This window comes from Mesorhizobium sp. LjNodule214 (assembly GCF_964252735.1).
Lineage (GTDB): Bacteria > Pseudomonadota > Alphaproteobacteria > Rhizobiales > Rhizobiaceae > Mesorhizobium.
The window spans coordinates 980,320-997,460 of sequence record NZ_CAXUPE020000001.1 but is presented as its reverse complement, the minus strand read 5'-3'; the positions used below and the strand labels follow the sequence as shown (position 1 = coordinate 997,460).

The following is a 17,141-nucleotide window of genomic DNA, read 5'->3' as shown; positions in this document are numbered from 1 at the left end:
ACGGCGCCCATGGCTGACTTTTCGCTGCCCGATCTGGAAAAAATCATCGGCGAACGCGCCCGGTCCGGTGACCCGGACTCGTGGACGGCAAAGCTGTTCGCGAAGGGCATCGACAAGGCGGCACAGAAGCTCGGCGAAGAGGCGGTCGAGACGGTGATCGCCGCCGTGAAGGGCGACAAGCAGGCCCTCGTTTCGGAAAGTGCTGATCTTATATATCATTGGCTTGTCGTTCTCGGCATCGCGGGGGTTCCGCTGGATGACGTGTTGAGAGAACTCGAGGGCCGCACCGGCCGTTCGGGCGTCGCTGAAAAGGCATCCCGGTCGAAGGGCTGACCGCGAGGAGGGCAGGAAACTCGATGGACCAGCTTGCTCCTACCGAGAAATATTCGCCCTATCGTTTCTTCTCGGCCGAGCAATGGTCACAGTTCCGCGCCGACACGCCGCTGACGCTGACGGAAGACGAGATCAACCGGCTGCGCTCGCTGAACGACCCGGTCAACCTCGAAGAGGTCAAGCGGATCTATCTGTCGCTGTCGCGGCTGCTGTCGGCGCATGTCGAGGCGAGCCAGCTGCTGTTCAGGCAGCGGCAGGCCTTCTTCAATGCCCAGGATGTGGTCAAGACGCCCTTCATCATCGGCATTGCCGGCTCCGTCGCGGTCGGCAAATCGACCACTGCGCGCGTGCTCAAGGAACTTTTGGCGCGCTGGCCGTCGAGCCCCAAGGTCGATCTCATCACCACCGACGGTTTCCTGCTACCGAACGAGATCCTGCGCCGCGACAATCTGATGGAGCGCAAGGGCTTTCCTGACAGCTACGATGTCGGCGCACTGCTCAGGTTCCTGTCGGGCATCAAATCGGCGCAGCGCAATGTCCGCGCGCCTGTCTATTCGCATTTGACCTACGACGTCATTCCCGGCGAGTTCGTCACCATCGACCGGCCAGACATACTGATCTTCGAAGGCATCAATGTGCTGCAGCCGGGTAAATTGCCGAGGGACGGCAAGATCGTGCCGTTCCTGTCCGACTTCTTCGACTTCGCCATCTATATCGATGCCGAGGAGGCGCTGATCCACCAATGGTATATCCAGCGCTTCATGCGGTTGCGCGAAACCGCCTTCCGCAACCCGGACTCCTTCTTCCACCGCTATTCGCAGCTGTCGGAAGATGCGGCGCGCGCCATCGCCGAGGGGTTGTGGGCCAACATCAATTTGAAGAACCTGCGCGAGAACATCCTGCCGACCCGGGCGCGCGCCGATCTCATCCTGCGCAAGGGCGCCAATCACCTGGTCGAGGAAGTGGCTCTCAGGAAGCTGTGAAATCTTGAGGCATTCCTTAAAGTCATCTTAACCGAGCTTTTCTATTGTCGGGGCCTGATCCGCGGGCTTCGGCAGGCAATGAACGCGCCATTCTTTCATATCGATCGACCGGCAACTGCCGGCGAAACGAGCCCGAAGAGCGGGACGGCCACGGTTGCGCTGATCGTGCCGGTGCACAATGAGGAAGCAGCGATCGCTCCGTTCCTGGCGGCTGTGCGTGAAAATACCGACCCGCTGAAGGACGCCGGTGTCGCCTTCGAATTCATCTTCATCAACGACGGCAGCAGCGATGCGACGCTCGAACGGCTGATCGAGGCACAGCGAACCGATCGGCGTATCCAGGTGATCGACCTGTCACGCAATTTCGGCAAGGAAGCCGCGCTCACCGCCGGTCTCGACTGCTGCGATGCCGATGCCGCGATCCCCATGGATGTCGACCTGCAGGATCCGCCGCATGTCATTCCGCTGCTCGTCGAAAAATGGCGCGAGGGCTTCGAGGTCGTGCTCGCCAAGCGCTCCAGCCGATCGAGCGACAGCTTCCTCAAGCAGCGCTCGGCGTCGATGTTCTACCGCGTCCACAACTGGATCGCGCAGCAGAAGATCCCGCACGATGTCGGCGACTTCCGGCTGATCGACCGGCAGGTGATCGAGGCGCTGCGCTCCTTGCCTGAACGGCGCCGCTTCATGAAAGGCCTGTTCGCCTGGGTCGGCTTTCGCACCGCGACCGTCGAATACAAACGCGACCAGCGCATCGCCGGACAATCGAAATTCTCGGGCTGGCGGCTGTGGAACTTCGCGCTGGAAGGCATCACCAGCTTCTCAACCGCGCCGCTCGAGATCTGGACCTATGTCGGCGCGACGATCTCGGCTTTGTCATTCCTCTATGGCCTGCTGATCATCGCCAAGACGCTGGTGTTCGGCATCGACGTTCCCGGCTATGCCTCGCTGCTGGTCAGCGTCCTCTTCCTCGGCGGCATCCAGTTGCTCGGCATCGGCATCATCGGTCAGTACCTCGGTCGCGTCTATGCCGAGATCAAACAGCGCCCGATCTACATCGTGCGCCGCACATATGAGGGGACGGACTGATGGAGCTCGACGCTTACCGCCAGATGGCGGCCACCGAGGACGAGCATTGGTGGTTCTGCGGGCGGCGCGCCATCGCCGAAGCGGTTATCCGCAGCCTGGGCCTGCCTGGCGACGCCGATATCCTCGAGATCGGTGCCGGCACGGGCGGCAACATCCAGATGCTGGAGCAGTTCGGCGCTGTCACCGCGGTGGAGATGAACGATCTTGCCCGCCAGATCGCCCGCGAGAAGACCGGCCACGACTTCCTTGCCGGGCACCTCCCCGACGGCATGCCCGTCGCGTCGCAGGGTTTCGACCTCATCTGCCTGTTCGACGTGCTGGAGCACGTTGCCGAAGACGAAGCCTCGCTGGCAACGATCCGCCGCATGCTGAAACCAGGCGGCAAGGTCGTGCTCACGGTTCCCGCCCACCAATGGCTGTGGAGCAAGCACGATGTCGGGCTGCACCATATGCGGCGCTATTCGCGCGAGCTGCTGAAGGCGCGCATCGAGCAGGCCGGATACCGGATCGAGAAGCTGAGCTACACCAACGCGGCGCTGTTTCCTGTCGCAGCACTTGCCCGCCTAGCCGATCGCCTGCGCCGCTCGAACACCGCCTCCGGGCAGGCAATGCCGCCGAAGCCGATCAACAGCGCGATGAAGGCGCTGTTTTCGGCGGAAAGCCGGATCGTGCCGAATGCCGAACTGCCTTTCGGCGTGTCGCTGCTGGCCGTGTTCGGCAAGGATGCGGCTTTCGACGCGGCGCCCGAAGGTGGCCGACTGGCGGCCTGACCCCCAAGATGCTGAACATGCCCCGCTATGGCCGGATTTCGCGCTTCGCCGTCATCGGCGGCGCCTCGACGCTGATCTATGGCGCCTGCGCCTTGCTGCTTTCGCGAGGCGGCACCGGGGCGGCCATATTGCCGGCGACCCTGGCGTCGGCGGTCGCCTATGCGGTCGCCGGGCTGTTCTCCTATGCCGGGCACAAATATTTCACCTTCGTGTCGGCGGGCGCCCACGCCTTCGAATTGCCGCGCTTTCTCCTGCTCAACGCGACAGGCCTGGCGACAGCCATCGCCCTGCCGGTCCTTCTCACCGAGAAACTGGGCATGCCCGTGGCCGTTCCGGTCGTTCTGACCTGCATCGCCGTGCCGCTGGTGAATTACATCGTGCTCGGCCGCTGGGTGTTCCGCAATGTCTAGCGCTGAACCTTTCGACAGGCCCCTGGCGGGCCTCGAGCTGTCGTCGCGACCTGTCTGGCTGACGGTGGTGCCGCTTTTCCTGACATTGGCGACAGCCGCCTACGCCGCATGGCTGGCGATCGCGATCGTGCCGACCAATGTCGATGTGTCGTGGCTGCTGGTCGTCTGCGACCGGCTGCTCGCTGGAGAGCGGCTGAACACGGACATACTGGAGACCAATCCACCTTTTTCGATCTGGCTATACATGCCGTTCATGCTTCTGGAAAAGCTGACCGGCATAGGGGCTGAACTCTGGTTGGCGCTCGGAGTCGTCTGTCTCGGTCTGGCCAGCGTGTTCGTTTCCGCTCGAATTCTCATGCGCGTCGACCCGGTCTACCGGCAGCCCGGCGTCCTCTGGGTATTGCCGGCTGCAGTATTCATGATCCTGTGTTTCCTGCCGGACCAGTTTGGTCAACGCGAGCAATTCGCGCTGATAGGCGTCTTGCCCTGGCTGGCGTTGCAGTGCGCACGCCAGCGGACGCCGGATTTCGTCGCCGGAACTCTTGCCGAGCGCATCCTGGCCGGGCTGGGTGCGGGTGTCATGGTCATGGTCAAGCCGCCCCACTTCGCGCTGGCCCTGGTGCTGCCATCGCTGTGCCTTGCATTTCAACGGCGCTCCCCAAGACCGGTCTTCGTCACGGAAAACCTCATCGGCGCAGCGATAGCCGTCAGCTATGTCGCCTGCATTGCGATCTTTGACCGCGCCTACTTCACGCAGATCCTGCCCCTTCTCGGGGATGTCTATCTGCCGATCCGCGCTCCGTTCATCGACAATTTGGCGAACTGGCCAAAGGTCGTGCTGCTGCTGTCCGCCGCCATCGTCATCGCCATGGGCGGGACGAGACATGTGCACTGGGACACCAGGATCCTGCTGACGGGCGCGCTCGGCCTGGTCATTGCATTCCTGCTCATGGGCAAGGGCTGGCCGAACCATGCGCTGCCGATGGTGGCGATCACGGTACTTGCGTCAGGCCTCCAGCTCCTGCGGTTTGGTGATTTTCACAAGGCAGGGATCGTGCGCAGGGCCGCGCTGGTCTTCGGTTGCGCGCTCGTGCTGCAAACGACGGTCAGAGCGCAGTATATCGCGTTGGCGGCGGACAACGGGCCGATCGAGCGATCGGTCGCCGCAATCCGCTGCACGATCGAACACCCTACGATCATATCGATCGCCTCCCAGATGCAGGCTGCACACCCCCTGACCCGGTTGGTCGTTGGCAGGTTCGTTTCGCGCCACCCGGGTGCGTGGGTGGTCTCCAAGGCGGAGAAACTTGCGCGCAACGCCGATGATCCCGAACAGAAACAGAGACTTGAGGCCATCCGCGATCGGACAATCGGAGAATTCGCCACCGAGATATCGGCAAGGAAGCCCGATATCCTGCTGTCGGGACCCGAAGCCGATCCCGCCTGGAATGCGCTCATGCTAAACGACAAGAGGATCGCGGCAGTCTTGAGCGACTATCGTGTGCTGCACAGGGAGCCGGCAATCACTGTCTATGTTCGCTCCACCGCGCGTCAGGAGGCCGAGCGACTTCGGCACAAGACAGCATGGTGAGCCTGGCGATCACCATGCCGGTCCTTCTCATCGAGAAGCTGGACATGCGCGCGGCCGTTCCGGTCGTTTCGACCGGCATCGCCGTGCCTTTGGCGAATTCCATCGTGCCCGGCCGACGGACGTTCCGCAATGTCTAGGGCGGAACCGTTCGACAAGCCCCTGGCGCGCATGGCGCTGTCGTCGCGACCCCTCTGGCTGACGGTGGTGCCGCTCTTCCTGACGTTGGCGGTGGCCGCTTACGCCGCATGGCTGGCGATCACGGTCGTGCCGACCAATGTCGATGTGTCGTGGCTGCTGGTCGTCTGCGATCGGCTGCTCGCGGGAGAGCGGCTGAACGCCGATGTCATGGAGGTCAATCCGCCGTTCTCGATCTGGCTCTACATGCCGTTCATGGTTCTGGAACGGCTGGTCGGCGGCCGCGCCGAACTGTGGCTGGCCCTCGGCGTGATCGGCGCCGGACTGGCCAGCCTTGCCATCTCCGCCCGCATCCTGGCGCGCGCCGATGCGGCCTATCGCCAGCCCCGCGCGCTGTGGGCGTTGCCGGCCGCACTCTTTGTCCTGCTTTGCTTCCACCCGGGCGAATTCGGCCAGCGCGAGCATTTCGCGACGATCGCGATCCTGCCCTGGATCGCGCTTCAATGCGCTCGCCAGCGGGCGCCGGGATTTGCCGCCGGCACGGGTTGGGAACAGGTCGGCGCGGGCGTCTGCGCGGCCATCGTGGTCATGGTCAAGCCGCCGCATTTCGCGCTGGCCTTTGCCTTGCCCGCCATTTGCCTGGCTTTCCAGCGCCGATCCCTGAAACCGCTGTTCGTTGTCGAAAACATCATCGGCGCCGCGGTCGTTGCGCTCTACATCGCCTATGTCGTGATTTTCCAGACGACATTCCTGACCGAGATCCTGCCGTTTCTGCGAGATGTCTATCTGCCGGCACGCGTGCCATTGCTCGCTCTGCTCTTGAACTGGCCGCGATTGCTGTTCTTTTTCGCGGCAGCGACGGTGCTTCTGGCCGGCGGTTTCAGGCAGATGCATTGGGACGCCAAAATCCTGCTGCTGGCCGCGCTCGGCTTCGTTCCAGCCTTCCTGATCATGGGCAAGGGCTGGCCAAACCATGCCTTGCCGATGATGGTTCTCGGCATCCTTGCCTTTGGGGTGCAATTGCTGCGCGCGGGCGACAATGGCCGCGTGAAGCCGGTCGGCTGGCTCGCCGCCGCCCTTGGCGGCTTTCTCATATTACAGACCACAGCCGGCATCCAGCGGCTCTTCCTCGCCGCCGACAACGGGGCAATCGAGCGGACCGTCGCCTCGATCCAGCGTATCGGCCCAAAGCCGACGATCATGTCGCTTGCGGCCCGACTGCAGGTGGCTCACCCTCTCGCCAGGCTGGTCAATGGCGACTTCGTCTCGCGCTATCCTGCGGCCTGGGCCGTCTACAACGCCAACCTGCTCGCCGCCGGCACCGATGATCCCGGGCAGCGGCACCGGCTGGAAGCCATCCGCGACGACATTATCGGGCAATTGGCGTCGGAGATTGCCGCCAAGAAACCGGACATCGTGCTTTACAGCGCCGGGACCGGGCCGCTCTGGGACGATCTCATGCTGCGCGATCCGCGGATCGCACTTGTGCTGCAGCAATACGAGGTCCTGCATCGCGAGCCGACACTCACCGTGTATCTGCGCAGCAACAGGGTTTCCGCTCTCCAGGTCGGTACAGAACACGCGTCAAAGTAGGCGCAGTGCCCGGGCAGCGCACTGGTTCTGTTGCGATGCCGCTCATAGGTCGCGACGCTGTCTTGACGACGGCGGCGACACTTCCTGCGCCTGCTTCTGGGGCATGATTGCCGATACGGTTTAGAGCAATTCCAGGAAAAGTGCGTAGCGGTTTTCCGTCCGGAATTGCGTCAAAACAAATGCTTAGAGCGGGTCGGCGATTCTATCAAAAACTGATCCGCTCTAGCCGGTCGAGGACGGTTTTGTGCGCGTAGGGCCGCGCTGGACCCATAGGCGCAACGCGCTTCCCGCCACCTGAGCAAGCCCAGCCCAATTCATCGCTCGCCGCACTGTCTGATTCATGCGGCCGCCTGATCGCAAGCCGTCGCCAACTTGCCCTGGCGCGGCGGCGATGGGCCACTCGCAACATGAAGCCATCCCGCCTGTTTTTGCTTCGAGGCGAGTTTCGCCACGAAGGACTTGCTCGGCGAGTAACGGTCAAGTGAGCATGCACCAACATGGAACCTCACACGGGACCCGTTGCTTTTCATTTCTTGTTAATGGAGTCAGACCAAAACAAATACTTGTCAATCATAGTAGATATAAAGTACATGTATCTCTAATACAGAAAATTCTAATACAATGATGAGACCTGCAGCTTACAGCGAAGCCAGGCAGGTCCTGATTTGGACTGTAGGACTTTCTTATGTCCTTATGGTGCTTTGCCTTCTCGCCACCAAGGTAAGTCTCGACTATGAGCAGGCAGCTCACGCCTATGTGGCTGCCATACCCGTTCCGGCCTTGCTCTATGCCTATTGGCGCCGGATACGCCCAATCGATGCAGCCCTCGAGACACTTATCGCGGCTTTTCTCCTGACGATCCCATCGCTGGTGTGGACCTATGCGGGGATGAGCCTTGCCTTGCCGCTGGCCGACGCGAATCTGATTGCGATGGACAAAGCCCTGCACTTCGACTGGTGGAGTTTCATCACCTATGTCGACCACCGCCTGCGCCTTGCCCGCCTGCTTGGCCTTGCCTACGGATCTTTCTCCATTCAATATTTTCTGCTTCCGATGTGGCTCGCAATCTCCGGCAGCGGCGTCCGAGCCTGCGCCCTCTTGTTCAGCTATGCACTGTTGTGCCTGTTCTCGACCATTCTCGGAGCCTGGTATCCGGCGCTTGGCACCTATGTGGCCTATGGCGTCGGAAATGGCGATCTCGCAAACATCAATGCCAAATTCGGCTTCTTCTTCCTCGACCAGTTCCATGCGGTTCGCGACCAACACGAGTTCGCGCTGAGGATCGGCCAGGCCGCGGGTATCGTTACCTTTCCTTCCGTCCATGCCGGCGTGGCCGGCCTTTGCGCCTGGGCAGCCTGGGACAGCCGCGTCCTGCGTTACCCGCTCCTGGTGCTGAATATCCTGATGGCGACCTCGGCGGTCAGCCATGCGAACCACTATCTGGTCGACGTGATTGCCGGCCTCGGCATCGCCGCGCTCACAATCAGTATCGCGACCTCATTGTTCTACCGCGCGAGCGCGGCCGGGTCTTTTGTCAGCGCAGGCGCCGAAATGCTTCGCCTTGCACTTGCCGGGCAGCGCCGGGCCATCACGCCGGCAGGGTCACCCGCCGCAGTGTCAGATTGATCCGGCCGCCATTTTTGAGCAGCGCCGAGGTCGACGGATAGATCCGGTCGACGCCGTGGAAGCAAAGGCGGCCCTCGCCGCCGAGCACGACGACATCGCCGCTCTTCAGCCTGAACGATTTGGTATCGCCGTCGCGCGTCGTCTGGCCGACGCGGAACAGGCAGTCGTCGCCCAATGACACGGAGACGACGGGGGCGGAGAAATCCGCCTCGTCGCGATCCTGATGCAGGCCCATTTTGGCGTCCTGCGCATAGAAATTGACGAGGCAAGCCTGCGGCGGATGTGGATAAGCCGCCACCTCTTGCCACAATTGCAGCAACGCCTCCGGGATCGGCGGCCACGGCAATCCGGTCACCGGGTGCGTCGGCTGATAGCGATAGCCTTGCTCCTTGTCGGTGACCCAGCCGAGTGCGCCGCAATTGGTCATGCGCACGCTCATCTCCTTGCCGGTGCGCGGCATGGCCGGCAGGAACAAAGGTGCGGCCTGCACCACCTTCCTGATCTCCTCGACCAGCGCTTCCTGCGCGGGACGCGGCAGGTAGCCGGGCATATGGCGCACGCCTTTGGGCAGAACCAGCATCAGAGTTTCCGCCTCATTCGGTTTGTCTGGCAGAGAATGCCATCATCAGAAGAAAACGGCGACCCGAAAGCCGCTTTCGCCGGGCAAGGCAACCTCAGTCGTCGCCGACTCGGCCGCGCAGCTTCTTCACGGTGGATCGTCCAGCCTTGGTCTTTAGACGGCGCTCGACGGCGCCCTTCGACGGCCTGGTCTTCTTGCGCGGCGGTGGTGGCGGCTCGGCCGCCTTGGCGACCAGAGCCGTCAGCCTGGCGCGTGCGTCCGCCCGGTTCTGCTCCTGCGTGCGGAAGCGTCCGGCCTCGATGACGACGACGCCGTCCTTGGTGGCGCGCTGGCCGGCGAGTTTTATGGTCCTTTCGCGCACGCGCTCCGACAGGCCCTGCGCGTTGGCGGCGTCGAAGCGCAGCTGCACCGCGGTCGCCACCTTGTTGACGTTCTGGCCGCCTGGGCCGGACGAGCGGATGAAATCCTCGTGCAGGTCGCCCGGGTGGATCACGGCGTCGTCGGCAATAGTGATCTTGTCGTCGTTGGTCATGCCGCAGTCATGGCGCGGCGGGGCAAAAAAGAAAAGACCCGACCGAAGCCGGGTCTCGATGTGCGAGCGGATGCCGAAAGGGCTATTCCGCGGCTTCCTGCAGACGTGGCGCGGCGCCCATGATCGTTGCATCGACATGGGCTTCGAACTTCTCGAAATTGGCGGCGAACATGCCGACCAGCCTTGCCGCTTGCCGATCATAGGCCGGCTTGTCGGCCCAGGTCGAACGAGGATCGAGAATGGCGCTGTCGACGCCGGCAACCGCGACCGGCACCGCGAAGCCGAAATTGGCGTCGGTGCGGAAATCGGCTGATTTCAGCGAGCCGTCGAGTGCGGCTGCGAGCAGCGCCCGCGTCACCTTGATCGGCATGCGGCGGCCGGTGCCATGGGCGCCACCGGTCCAGCCGGTGTTGACCAGCCAGCAATCGGCGCCGTGGCGGGCGATCAGCTCGCGCAGCAGATTGCCGTACTCGGACGGATGGCGCGGCATGAACGGCGCGCCGAAGCAGGTCGAGAACGTCGCTTCCGGTTCGGTGACGCCCCTTTCGGTGCCGGCCACCTTGGCCGTGTAGCCGGAGAGGAAATGGTACATCGCCTGCGCCGGCGTCAGCCTGGCGATCGGCGGCATCACGCCGAAGGCGTCGGCGGTCAGCATGATGATGTTCCTCGGATGGCTGGCGCGGCCCGTCTTGCTGGCGTTGGGGATATAGTCGAGCGGGTAGGCGCAGCGCGTGTTTTCGGTCAGGCTGCCGTCATTGAAGTCCGGCACGCGGTCGGCGCCGAGCACGACATTTTCCAGAACGGTGCCGAAACGCTGCGTGGTGGCGAATATCTCCGGCTCGGCTTCGGCCGAAAGCCTGATCGTCTTGGCGTAGCAGCCGCCCTCGAAATTGAAGATGCCGTGCGGACCCCAGCCATGCTCGTCGTCGCCGACAAGCGTGCGCGACGGATCGGCCGACAGTGTCGTCTTGCCGGTGCCCGACAGGCCGAAGAACACCGCCGCGTCGCCGGCCGGCCCTTCATTGGCCGAGCAGTGCATCGGCATCACGCCCTTCGCCGGCAGCAGATAGTTGAGCATGGTGAACACCGACTTCTTCATCTCGCCGGCATAGGAGGTGCCGCCGATCAGCACGATCTTGCGCGTGAGATCGACCGCGATCACCGTCTCGGTGCGGGTGCCGTGGCGAGCCGGGTCGGCGCGGAAGGACGGCAGGTCGATGATCGTCATCTGCGGCACGAAATGCTCGAGTTCGGCGGCTTCAGGTCGGATCAGCAGATTGCGGATGAACAGCGAATGCCAGGCGAATTCGGTTATGACCCTGGTCGGCAGCTTCAGCTCCGCATCGGCGCCGCCGACCAGATCCTGAACGTAGAGATCCTTATCCGCCGCATGGGCGCGGAAATCGGCAAGCAGCGTGTCGAACTCAGCCGGAGAAATCGCCTTGTTGTTGTCCCACCAAACATGCGGCGCGGTCGCCGCGTCGCGAACGACGAATTTGTCCTTCGGCGAACGGCCGGTGTGCTGGCCGGTCTCGGCGACGAGCGCGCCATGGGCGGTTAGCCGTGCCTCGCCGCGGCCGATTGCCTCCTCATAGAGCGCGGCGGCGCTAAAATTATAGCGCACCATGCCGGTGGTCTCGAGATCGATCGGGCATGCGGGATTGCGTTTGCCGGCTTCCGACATCAAGTGCCCCTTCAATGATTTGCCGCATCATGGCTGGTGAATTACCTGTGCTCCGCGAAGGAGGCTGAGATGGTCAGAACCAGAAAACACGAATGATATCAAATCATTAATCGATTTAAAAATTTAGAAAGTTGTTTAAATCGTTTATATGTGCAAAAAGTCTGATGGTTGCCCAAAGGATTGGCAGTCGTTGATCGTCCAATCCGCGTAGGGGTGCGATAGTGGCCGCCGGCATGCCGTCCGTGACATCGGGCGGAGCCTATGCCACATTTTGTACCTAATTTGTCCTGCAAAAGCCCCTTCTCTACGAAAGAAGGGACAGCTCATGAGGGAGCCGCTTGAAATGGCAACAATCGCGCTTGTCGATGACGACCGCAACATTCTGACTTCGGTGTCGATTGCCCTCGAATCGGAGGGCTACCGCGTCGAGACCTATACGGATGGGGCGTCAGCGCTGGAAGGCCTGGCGGCGCGGCCGCCGAATCTCGCCATCCTCGACATCAAGATGCCGCGCATGGACGGCATGGAGCTGTTGCGCCGGATGCGCCAGAAATCCGACCTGCCGGTGATTTTCCTGACCTCGAAAGACGACGAGATCGACGAGCTGTTCGGCCTCAAGATGGGCGCCGACGACTTCATCCGCAAACCGTTTTCGCAGCGTCTTCTGGTCGAGCGGGTGCGCGCGGTGCTTCGCCGCACCAGCGCCCGCGAGGCGGCGGCCAAGGCGCCCAGCCAGCAGGCCCGCTCGCTGGAACGCGGCCAGCTGGTCATGGACCAGGAGCGGCACACCTGCACCTGGAAGGGCGAGCCGGTGACGCTTACCGTGACGGAGTTCCTGATCCTGCATTCGCTGGCGCAGCGTCCCGGCGTGGTAAAAAGCCGTGATGCGCTGATGGATTCGGCCTATGATGAACAGGTCTATGTCGACGACCGCACCATCGACAGCCACATCAAGCGGCTGCGCAAGAAGTTCAAGGCCGTCGACGATGACTTCGAGATGATCGAAACCCTTTACGGAGTCGGATACCGGTTCCGCGAGGCTTGATTTCAGCGGGAGCTGCTATTCGATGGCAGTGGACGTAGAGCGGAGCAGAAGGGCGGGCGCTGCCAGGCGCCCGTCGAGGATTCTGCCCGCATTCCTGTCGAAGATCACCGTGCCGATGCGCCGGTTCCTCGGCCATCACATCTTTTCCAGCCTGACCCGGCGCATCCTGTTCCTCAACCTTGCCGGCCTCGCCGTCCTGGTCACCGGCATTCTCTACCTCAACACCTTCCGCGACGGGCTGATCGATGCCCGTGTCGAAAGCCTGATGACGCAGGGCGAGATCATCGCCGGCGCGATCGCGGCGTCGGCGACGGTCGAAACCGATTCGATCAGCATCGATCCGGAAAAGCTGCTGGAGCTGCAGGCCGGCGAAAGCCTCGGACCCGGCTCCGACCAGCTCGACAATCTGGATTTCCCGATCAATCCGGAGCGCGTCGCGCCGGTGCTGAGAAGGCTGATCTCGCCGACGCGCACGCGCGCCCGCATCTACGATCGCGACGCCAACCTGCTGCTCGATTCGCGCCATCTCTATTCGCGTGGCCAGATCCTGCGCTACGACCTGCCGCCGGTCGAGGAAGAGGAGCCGGACCTCCTTGAGCGGGTGCAGAAATTCGTCTTCGACTTCTTCCGCAACACCGACCTGCCGGTCTACCACGAACAGCCGGGCGGCAATGGTGCGGCTTTCCCCGAAGTGGTCAAGGCGCTGACCGGCAGCCCATCGACCATCGTGCGGATCAGCGAGCAGGGCGAGCAGATCGTTTCGGTGGCCGTGCCGATCCAGCGCTTCCGCGCCGTGCTTGGCGTGCTGATGCTATCGACCGAGGGTGGCGACATCGACAAGATCGTCGCCGCCGAACGCAAGGCGATCCTGCGCGTCTTCGGCATCGCCGCACTCGTCACCGCCATCCTGTCGATGTTGCTCGCCTCGACCATCGCCAATCCGCTGCGGCGGCTGTCGGCGGCCGCCGTCAGGGTGCGGCGCGGCGTCAAGAACCGCGAGGAAATCCCCGACTTTTCCGACCGCCAGGACGAGATCGGCAATCTGTCGATCGCCGTGCGCGACATGACGAATGCGCTCTATGCGCGCATCGAGGCGATCGAAAGTTTCGCGGCCGACGTCTCGCATGAGCTGAAGAACCCGCTGACGTCGCTGCGCAGCGCCGTGGAGACCTTGCCGCTGGCCAAGAACGACAATTCGCGCGGCCGGCTGATGGAGATCATCCAGCACGATGTCCGCCGGCTTGACCGGCTGATCACCGACATTTCCGACGCCTCCCGGCTCGACGCGGAGCTCGCGCGGGAAGACGCCGGGACCGTCGACCTGAAGAAATTCATCACCGATCTCGTCGCCGTGTCGCGTGAGGCGACGCGCAACAAGAAGGCGGTCGAGATCGAGTTCAAGGTCGCCAAGCTGCCGCAAGGCGTCAAAGGCTATCTCGTCACCGGCCACGATCTCAGGATCGGCCAGGTCATCACCAATCTGATCGAGAATGCCCGCTCCTTCGTGCCGGAAGACCATGGCCACATCGCCATTTCGCTGGCGCGCGCCGGCAAGGTCAACATCGTCACCGTCGACGACAACGGCCCCGGCATTCGGGCTGACAATATCGACCGCATCTTCGAACGCTTCTACACCGACCGGCCGGCCGGCGAGGCCTTCGGCCAGAATTCAGGCCTCGGCCTGTCGATCAGCCGGCAGATCGTCGAGGCGCATGGCGGCACGCTGACGGCCGAGAACATCCCGGGCACCAAGCCCGGCGAGATCAAGGGCGCGCGCTTCGTCGTCACCTTGCCGGCCGAAGGCTGATCCGGCCCGAATACGATCATGCCCGATGCCGCCGCGAAGCCTGAAAACATCCACGGAACCGCGATCCTGATCGGCGAGCGCGGCGTCCTCATCACCGGGCCGTCCGGCGCCGGCAAGACGACGCTGGCACTGGTGCTCATCGACCATTGCCGGGCGCGCGGACTTTTCTCACGGCTGATCGGCGACGACAGGCTGCTGGCCGCGGCCCACGCCGGGCGACTGGTCTGTCGCGTGCCGGCGACCATCGCCGGCCTCGCCGAAGTGCCTGGGTTCATGCCGCGCCCGCTGCCATTCGAAGCGGGCGGCGTAATCGACCTGCATGTGCGGCTGGTGCCGAAGGCGGAGATGGCCCGTTTCCAGGAGGAAATCAGCGAGCCGGTCGCAGGCTGCCCGGTGCCGCGTATTGACCTTGCCGAGCGCAACGCCGCCACGGCCTTGCCGGCGGTGATGGCGCGGTTGTCCATCGCGCCTTTTTTATGATCCGGTCCGGATTTTTTGTTGCAATGCGTCAAAATGGCCCGGGCCGGCGCAATTTTGGGCTTGTCAACGCGCCTCGCGTCGACAAGATAGCGCTCCCGCCGCCTGGAATGGCTGGCGAGCATAAAATGCGTCTGTGAAGCGGCGATGACGGGAGCCACCAACGAATGATCGGACTCGTGCTTGTAACGCACGGTCAACTGGCCACCGAGTTCCGACATGCCGTGGAACATGTCGTCGGGCCACAAGACAATTTCGAAACCGTGGCGATCGGTGCCGATGACGATATGGAGCAGCGCCGCCGCGACATCGTCGACGCCGTGGCGCGCGTCGACACCGGGGCTGGCGTCATCGTTTTGACCGACATGTTCGGCGGCACGCCTTCAAATCTCGCCATTTCGGTGATGGAATCCGGCCGCACCGAGGTGATTGCCGGCATGAACCTGCCGATGCTGATCAAGCTTTCCTCGATCCGCAAGGGCGACAACATGGCCGCCGCGCTCGACGAGGCGCAGGCGGCCGGGCGCAAATACATCAACGTGGCCAGTCAGCTCCTGAGCAGCAAATGACCGCGCTGTCGCCGGAGAAAGACCAGGTCGTGCGCGAGTTCCCGATCGTCAACCAGCGCGGCCTGCATGCGCGCGCCTCGGCGAAGTTCGTCCAGGTCGCCAGCGGCTTCGACGCCACGGTCGATGTCGAGAAGGACGGCGTCAAGGTCGGCGGCACTTCGATCATGGGGCTGATGATGCTGGCAGCGAGCCCCGGCTATTCGATCCGCGTCTCCGCCAGCGGGCCGGAAGCCTTGCAGGCGATGGACGCGCTGGAGCAGCTGGTCGCTTCGCGCTTCGGCGAGGAAAGCTGACGGCGCCTTGCCTGGCTGCCGGCGGCGGCTTTCCAGGAAATGCTGACGCCGCCCCGCAAGGACATGCACGAATAAAGATTTCTTTATATCCCATTGTCGTTTGACGGCCGATCTGCTAGTCAGGCCGGCAATTCGCGCCCCTCCATGTGCCTTCCGGCGCGGGCGCGTGCCACTGACATTTCACACCGGAGCACTGCCATGACGGGTAGCAAGGACTATGTGGTCGCCGACATCTCGCTTGCCGGCTGGGGCCGCAAGGAGATCGAGATCGCCGAAACGGAAATGCCGGGCCTGATGGCCTGCCGCGAGGAATTCGGCGACAAGAAGCCGCTCAAGGGCGCGCGCATCACCGGCTCGCTGCACATGACGATCCAGACGGCGGTGCTGATCGAAACGCTGAAGGCGCTGGGCGCCGACATCCGCTGGGCCTCGTGCAACATCTTCTCGACCCAGGACCACGCGGCGGCGGCGATCGCCGAAGCCGGCATCCCGGTGTTCGCCATCAAGGGCGAGACGCTCGAGGATTACTGGGACTACACCGACAGGATCTTCCAGTGGACCGATGGCGGTACCTCCAACATGATCCTCGACGATGGCGGCGACGCCACCATGTACATTCTGATCGGCGCCCGCGCCGAAGCCGGTGAGGACGTGCTGTCCAACCCGGGCAGCGAAGAGGAAGAGATCCTGTTCGCCCAGATCAAGAAACGGCTGAAGGCCTCGCCGGGCTTCTTCACCAAGCAGAGGGAAGCGATCCGCGGCGTCACCGAAGAGACGACGACCGGCGTCAACCGGCTCTACCAGTTGCAGAAGAAGGGCCTGCTGCCGTTCCCGGCCATCAACGTCAACGACTCGGTGACCAAGTCGAAGTTCGACAACAAGTATGGCTGCAAGGAATCGCTGGTCGACGGCATCCGCCGCGGCACCGACACCATGATGGCCGGCAAGGTCGCGGTGGTGTGCGGCTATGGCGACGTCGGCAAGGGCTCGTCGGCCTCGCTGAAGGGCGCCGGCGCCCGCGTCAAGGTTACCGAGGTCGATCCGATCTGCGCGCTGCAGGCGGCGATGGACGGCTTTGAGGTCGTCACGCTGGAAGACGCCGCTCCCACCGCCGACATCGTCATCACCACCACCGGCAACAAGGATGTCGTCACCCTCGACCACATGCGCTCGATGAAGGACATGGTGATCGTCGGCAATATCGGCCACTTCGACAACGAGATCCAGGTGGCGTCGCTGCGCAATTTGAAATGGACCAACGTCAAGCCGCAGGTCGACATGATCACCTTCCCGGACGGCAAGCGGATGATCCTGTTGTCGGAAGGCCGGCTGCTCAATCTCGGCAACGCCACCGGCCATCCGAGCTTCGTCATGTCGGCCTCGTTCACCAACCAGGTGCTGGCGCAGATCGAGCTCTACAGCAAGCCCGGCCAGTACCAGAACCAGGTCTACGTGCTGCCGAAGCACCTCGACGAAAAGGTCGCGCGCCTGCATCTCGGCAAGCTCGGTGCCCGGCTAACCGAACTGTCCGGCGAACAGGCCGCCTATATCGGCGTGACGCCGCAGGGGCCGTTCAAGCCGGAACACTACCGCTATTAACCAAGGCGAAAATTCCTACCACATATTG

18 protein-coding genes are annotated in these 17,141 nt (G+C 63.1%); 15 read left to right on the top strand and 3 right to left on the bottom strand.

Translation table 11 applies throughout. From position 1 onward, the window contains the following. Window positions 1-9: 9 nt before the first annotated feature. The 9 genes from ACSQ3Z_RS04875 to ACSQ3Z_RS04835 all read left to right on the top strand — a co-directional run bounded on the left by ACSQ3Z_RS04875 (window position 10) and on the right by ACSQ3Z_RS04835 (window position 8,527). Window positions 10-333: a phosphoribosyl-ATP diphosphatase gene (locus tag ACSQ3Z_RS04875; protein WP_436170220.1), complete on the top strand. Its 324-nt coding sequence runs from the start codon at window positions 10-12 to the stop codon at window positions 331-333. Between the two features lie 23 nt (window positions 334-356). Further along, entirely contained in the window at window positions 357-1,316 is a 960-nt protein-coding gene (gene coaA, locus ACSQ3Z_RS04870; protein ID WP_120011716.1) for a type I pantothenate kinase, read from the top strand. A 78-nt stretch (window positions 1,317-1,394) separates the two neighbouring features. Continuing rightward, on the top strand, window positions 1,395-2,402 hold the full coding sequence (locus ACSQ3Z_RS04865) for a glycosyltransferase family 2 protein (protein WP_436170219.1): 1,008 nt from the start codon (window positions 1,395-1,397) through the stop codon (window positions 2,400-2,402). Then, window positions 2,402-3,172, top strand: coding sequence for a class I SAM-dependent methyltransferase (locus ACSQ3Z_RS04860; protein WP_436170218.1), 771 nt, complete (start codon window positions 2,402-2,404; stop codon window positions 3,170-3,172). Before ACSQ3Z_RS04865 ends, ACSQ3Z_RS04860 begins: the two co-directional genes overlap by 1 nt. Before the next feature lie 8 nt (window positions 3,173-3,180). Next, on the top strand, window positions 3,181-3,582 hold the full coding sequence (locus ACSQ3Z_RS04855) for a GtrA family protein (protein WP_436170217.1): 402 nt from the start codon (window positions 3,181-3,183) through the stop codon (window positions 3,580-3,582). Further along, window positions 3,575-5,173, top strand: coding sequence for a hypothetical protein (locus ACSQ3Z_RS04850; RefSeq protein ID WP_436170216.1), 1,599 nt, complete (start codon window positions 3,575-3,577; stop codon window positions 5,171-5,173). The genes ACSQ3Z_RS04855 and ACSQ3Z_RS04850 overlap by 8 nt, the downstream gene beginning before the upstream one ends. Before the next feature lie 14 nt (window positions 5,174-5,187). Continuing rightward, a complete protein-coding gene (locus tag ACSQ3Z_RS04845) occupies window positions 5,188-5,310 on the top strand; it encodes a hypothetical protein (RefSeq protein WP_436170215.1) in 123 nt (40 codons plus the stop codon). Beyond that, on the top strand, window positions 5,303-6,901 hold the full coding sequence (locus tag ACSQ3Z_RS04840; protein WP_436170214.1) for a hypothetical protein: 1,599 nt from the start codon (window positions 5,303-5,305) through the stop codon (window positions 6,899-6,901). The genes ACSQ3Z_RS04845 and ACSQ3Z_RS04840 overlap by 8 nt, the downstream gene beginning before the upstream one ends. Window positions 6,902-7,594: 693 nt before the next feature. Beyond that, window positions 7,595-8,527 carry a phosphatase PAP2 family protein gene (locus tag ACSQ3Z_RS04835; protein WP_436170213.1) on the top strand — a complete coding sequence of 311 codons (933 nt, stop codon included), beginning with the start codon at window positions 7,595-7,597 and terminating at the stop codon, window positions 8,525-8,527. Here ACSQ3Z_RS04835 and ACSQ3Z_RS04830 read toward each other — a convergent pair. The 3 genes from ACSQ3Z_RS04830 to ACSQ3Z_RS04820 form a co-directional block, all read right to left on the bottom strand. Next, window positions 8,490-9,107, bottom strand: coding sequence for an alpha-ketoglutarate-dependent dioxygenase AlkB family protein (locus ACSQ3Z_RS04830; protein ID WP_436170212.1), 618 nt, complete (start codon window positions 9,105-9,107; stop codon window positions 8,490-8,492). The genes ACSQ3Z_RS04835 and ACSQ3Z_RS04830 overlap by 38 nt on opposite strands. A 94-nt stretch (window positions 9,108-9,201) precedes the next feature. Further along, window positions 9,202-9,639: an alternative ribosome rescue aminoacyl-tRNA hydrolase ArfB gene (gene arfB, locus ACSQ3Z_RS04825; protein WP_436170211.1), complete on the bottom strand. Its 438-nt coding sequence runs from the start codon at window positions 9,637-9,639 to the stop codon at window positions 9,202-9,204. Window positions 9,640-9,721: 82 nt separating this feature from the next. After that, the gene (locus ACSQ3Z_RS04820) at window positions 9,722-11,323 is read right to left on the bottom strand and encodes a phosphoenolpyruvate carboxykinase (RefSeq protein ID WP_436170210.1); all 1,602 of its coding nucleotides are present in this window, start codon (window positions 11,321-11,323) and stop codon (window positions 9,722-9,724) included. Between the two features lie 343 nt (window positions 11,324-11,666). Between ACSQ3Z_RS04820 and ACSQ3Z_RS04815 the strand changes: the two genes are divergently transcribed. From ACSQ3Z_RS04815 to ahcY, 6 genes are all read left to right on the top strand, one after another. Further along, window positions 11,667-12,368: a response regulator transcription factor gene (locus ACSQ3Z_RS04815; protein WP_006201274.1), complete on the top strand. Its 702-nt coding sequence runs from the start codon at window positions 11,667-11,669 to the stop codon at window positions 12,366-12,368. 22 nt (window positions 12,369-12,390) lie between these two features. Next, the gene (locus ACSQ3Z_RS04810; RefSeq protein WP_436170209.1) at window positions 12,391-14,175 is read left to right on the top strand and encodes a stimulus-sensing domain-containing protein; all 1,785 of its coding nucleotides are present in this window, start codon (window positions 12,391-12,393) and stop codon (window positions 14,173-14,175) included. An 18-nt stretch (window positions 14,176-14,193) separates the two neighbouring features. Further along, the gene (locus tag ACSQ3Z_RS04805) at window positions 14,194-14,655 is read left to right on the top strand and encodes an HPr kinase/phosphorylase (protein ID WP_436170208.1); all 462 of its coding nucleotides are present in this window, start codon (window positions 14,194-14,196) and stop codon (window positions 14,653-14,655) included. A gap of 164 nt (window positions 14,656-14,819) precedes the next feature. After that, a complete protein-coding gene (locus ACSQ3Z_RS04800) occupies window positions 14,820-15,221 on the top strand; it encodes a PTS sugar transporter subunit IIA (RefSeq protein ID WP_010912939.1) in 402 nt (133 codons plus the stop codon). Then, entirely contained in the window at window positions 15,218-15,514 is a 297-nt protein-coding gene (locus tag ACSQ3Z_RS04795) for an HPr family phosphocarrier protein (protein ID WP_436170207.1), read from the top strand. Before ACSQ3Z_RS04800 ends, ACSQ3Z_RS04795 begins: the two co-directional genes overlap by 4 nt. A 198-nt stretch (window positions 15,515-15,712) precedes the next feature. After that, complete coding sequence (gene ahcY, locus ACSQ3Z_RS04790) at window positions 15,713-17,113, top strand: adenosylhomocysteinase (RefSeq protein ID WP_436170206.1); 1,401 nt, start codon at window positions 15,713-15,715, stop codon at window positions 17,111-17,113. Window positions 17,114-17,141 lie beyond the last annotated feature (28 nt).

Excerpts from the sequence above, each read along its gene's own strand:
- ACSQ3Z_RS04875 (WP_436170220.1), top strand. The coding sequence starts at position 10 with ATGGCTGACTTTTCGCTGCCCGATCTGGAAAAAATCATCGGCGAACGC.
- coaA (WP_120011716.1), top strand. The coding sequence starts at position 357 with ATGGACCAGCTTGCTCCTACCGAGAAATATTCGCCCTATCGTTTCTTC.
- ACSQ3Z_RS04865 (WP_436170219.1), top strand. The coding sequence starts at position 1,395 with ATGAACGCGCCATTCTTTCATATCGATCGACCGGCAACTGCCGGCGAA.
- ACSQ3Z_RS04860 (WP_436170218.1), top strand. The coding sequence starts at position 2,402 with ATGGAGCTCGACGCTTACCGCCAGATGGCGGCCACCGAGGACGAGCAT.
- ACSQ3Z_RS04855 (WP_436170217.1), top strand. The coding sequence starts at position 3,181 with ATGCTGAACATGCCCCGCTATGGCCGGATTTCGCGCTTCGCCGTCATC.
- ACSQ3Z_RS04850 (WP_436170216.1), top strand. The coding sequence starts at position 3,575 with ATGTCTAGCGCTGAACCTTTCGACAGGCCCCTGGCGGGCCTCGAGCTG.
- ACSQ3Z_RS04845 (WP_436170215.1), top strand. The coding sequence starts at position 5,188 with ATGCCGGTCCTTCTCATCGAGAAGCTGGACATGCGCGCGGCCGTTCCG.
- ACSQ3Z_RS04840 (WP_436170214.1), top strand. The coding sequence starts at position 5,303 with ATGTCTAGGGCGGAACCGTTCGACAAGCCCCTGGCGCGCATGGCGCTG.
- ACSQ3Z_RS04835 (WP_436170213.1), top strand. The coding sequence starts at position 7,595 with ATGGTGCTTTGCCTTCTCGCCACCAAGGTAAGTCTCGACTATGAGCAG.
- ACSQ3Z_RS04830 (WP_436170212.1), bottom strand. The coding sequence starts at position 9,107 with ATGCTGGTTCTGCCCAAAGGCGTGCGCCATATGCCCGGCTACCTGCCG.
- arfB (WP_436170211.1), bottom strand. The coding sequence starts at position 9,639 with ATGACCAACGACGACAAGATCACTATTGCCGACGACGCCGTGATCCAC.
- ACSQ3Z_RS04820 (WP_436170210.1), bottom strand. The coding sequence starts at position 11,323 with ATGTCGGAAGCCGGCAAACGCAATCCCGCATGCCCGATCGATCTCGAG.
- ACSQ3Z_RS04815 (WP_006201274.1), top strand. The coding sequence starts at position 11,667 with ATGGCAACAATCGCGCTTGTCGATGACGACCGCAACATTCTGACTTCG.
- ACSQ3Z_RS04810 (WP_436170209.1), top strand. The coding sequence starts at position 12,391 with ATGGCAGTGGACGTAGAGCGGAGCAGAAGGGCGGGCGCTGCCAGGCGC.
- ACSQ3Z_RS04805 (WP_436170208.1), top strand. The coding sequence starts at position 14,194 with ATGCCCGATGCCGCCGCGAAGCCTGAAAACATCCACGGAACCGCGATC.
- ACSQ3Z_RS04800 (WP_010912939.1), top strand. The coding sequence starts at position 14,820 with ATGATCGGACTCGTGCTTGTAACGCACGGTCAACTGGCCACCGAGTTC.
- ACSQ3Z_RS04795 (WP_436170207.1), top strand. The coding sequence starts at position 15,218 with ATGACCGCGCTGTCGCCGGAGAAAGACCAGGTCGTGCGCGAGTTCCCG.
- ahcY (WP_436170206.1), top strand. The coding sequence starts at position 15,713 with ATGACGGGTAGCAAGGACTATGTGGTCGCCGACATCTCGCTTGCCGGC.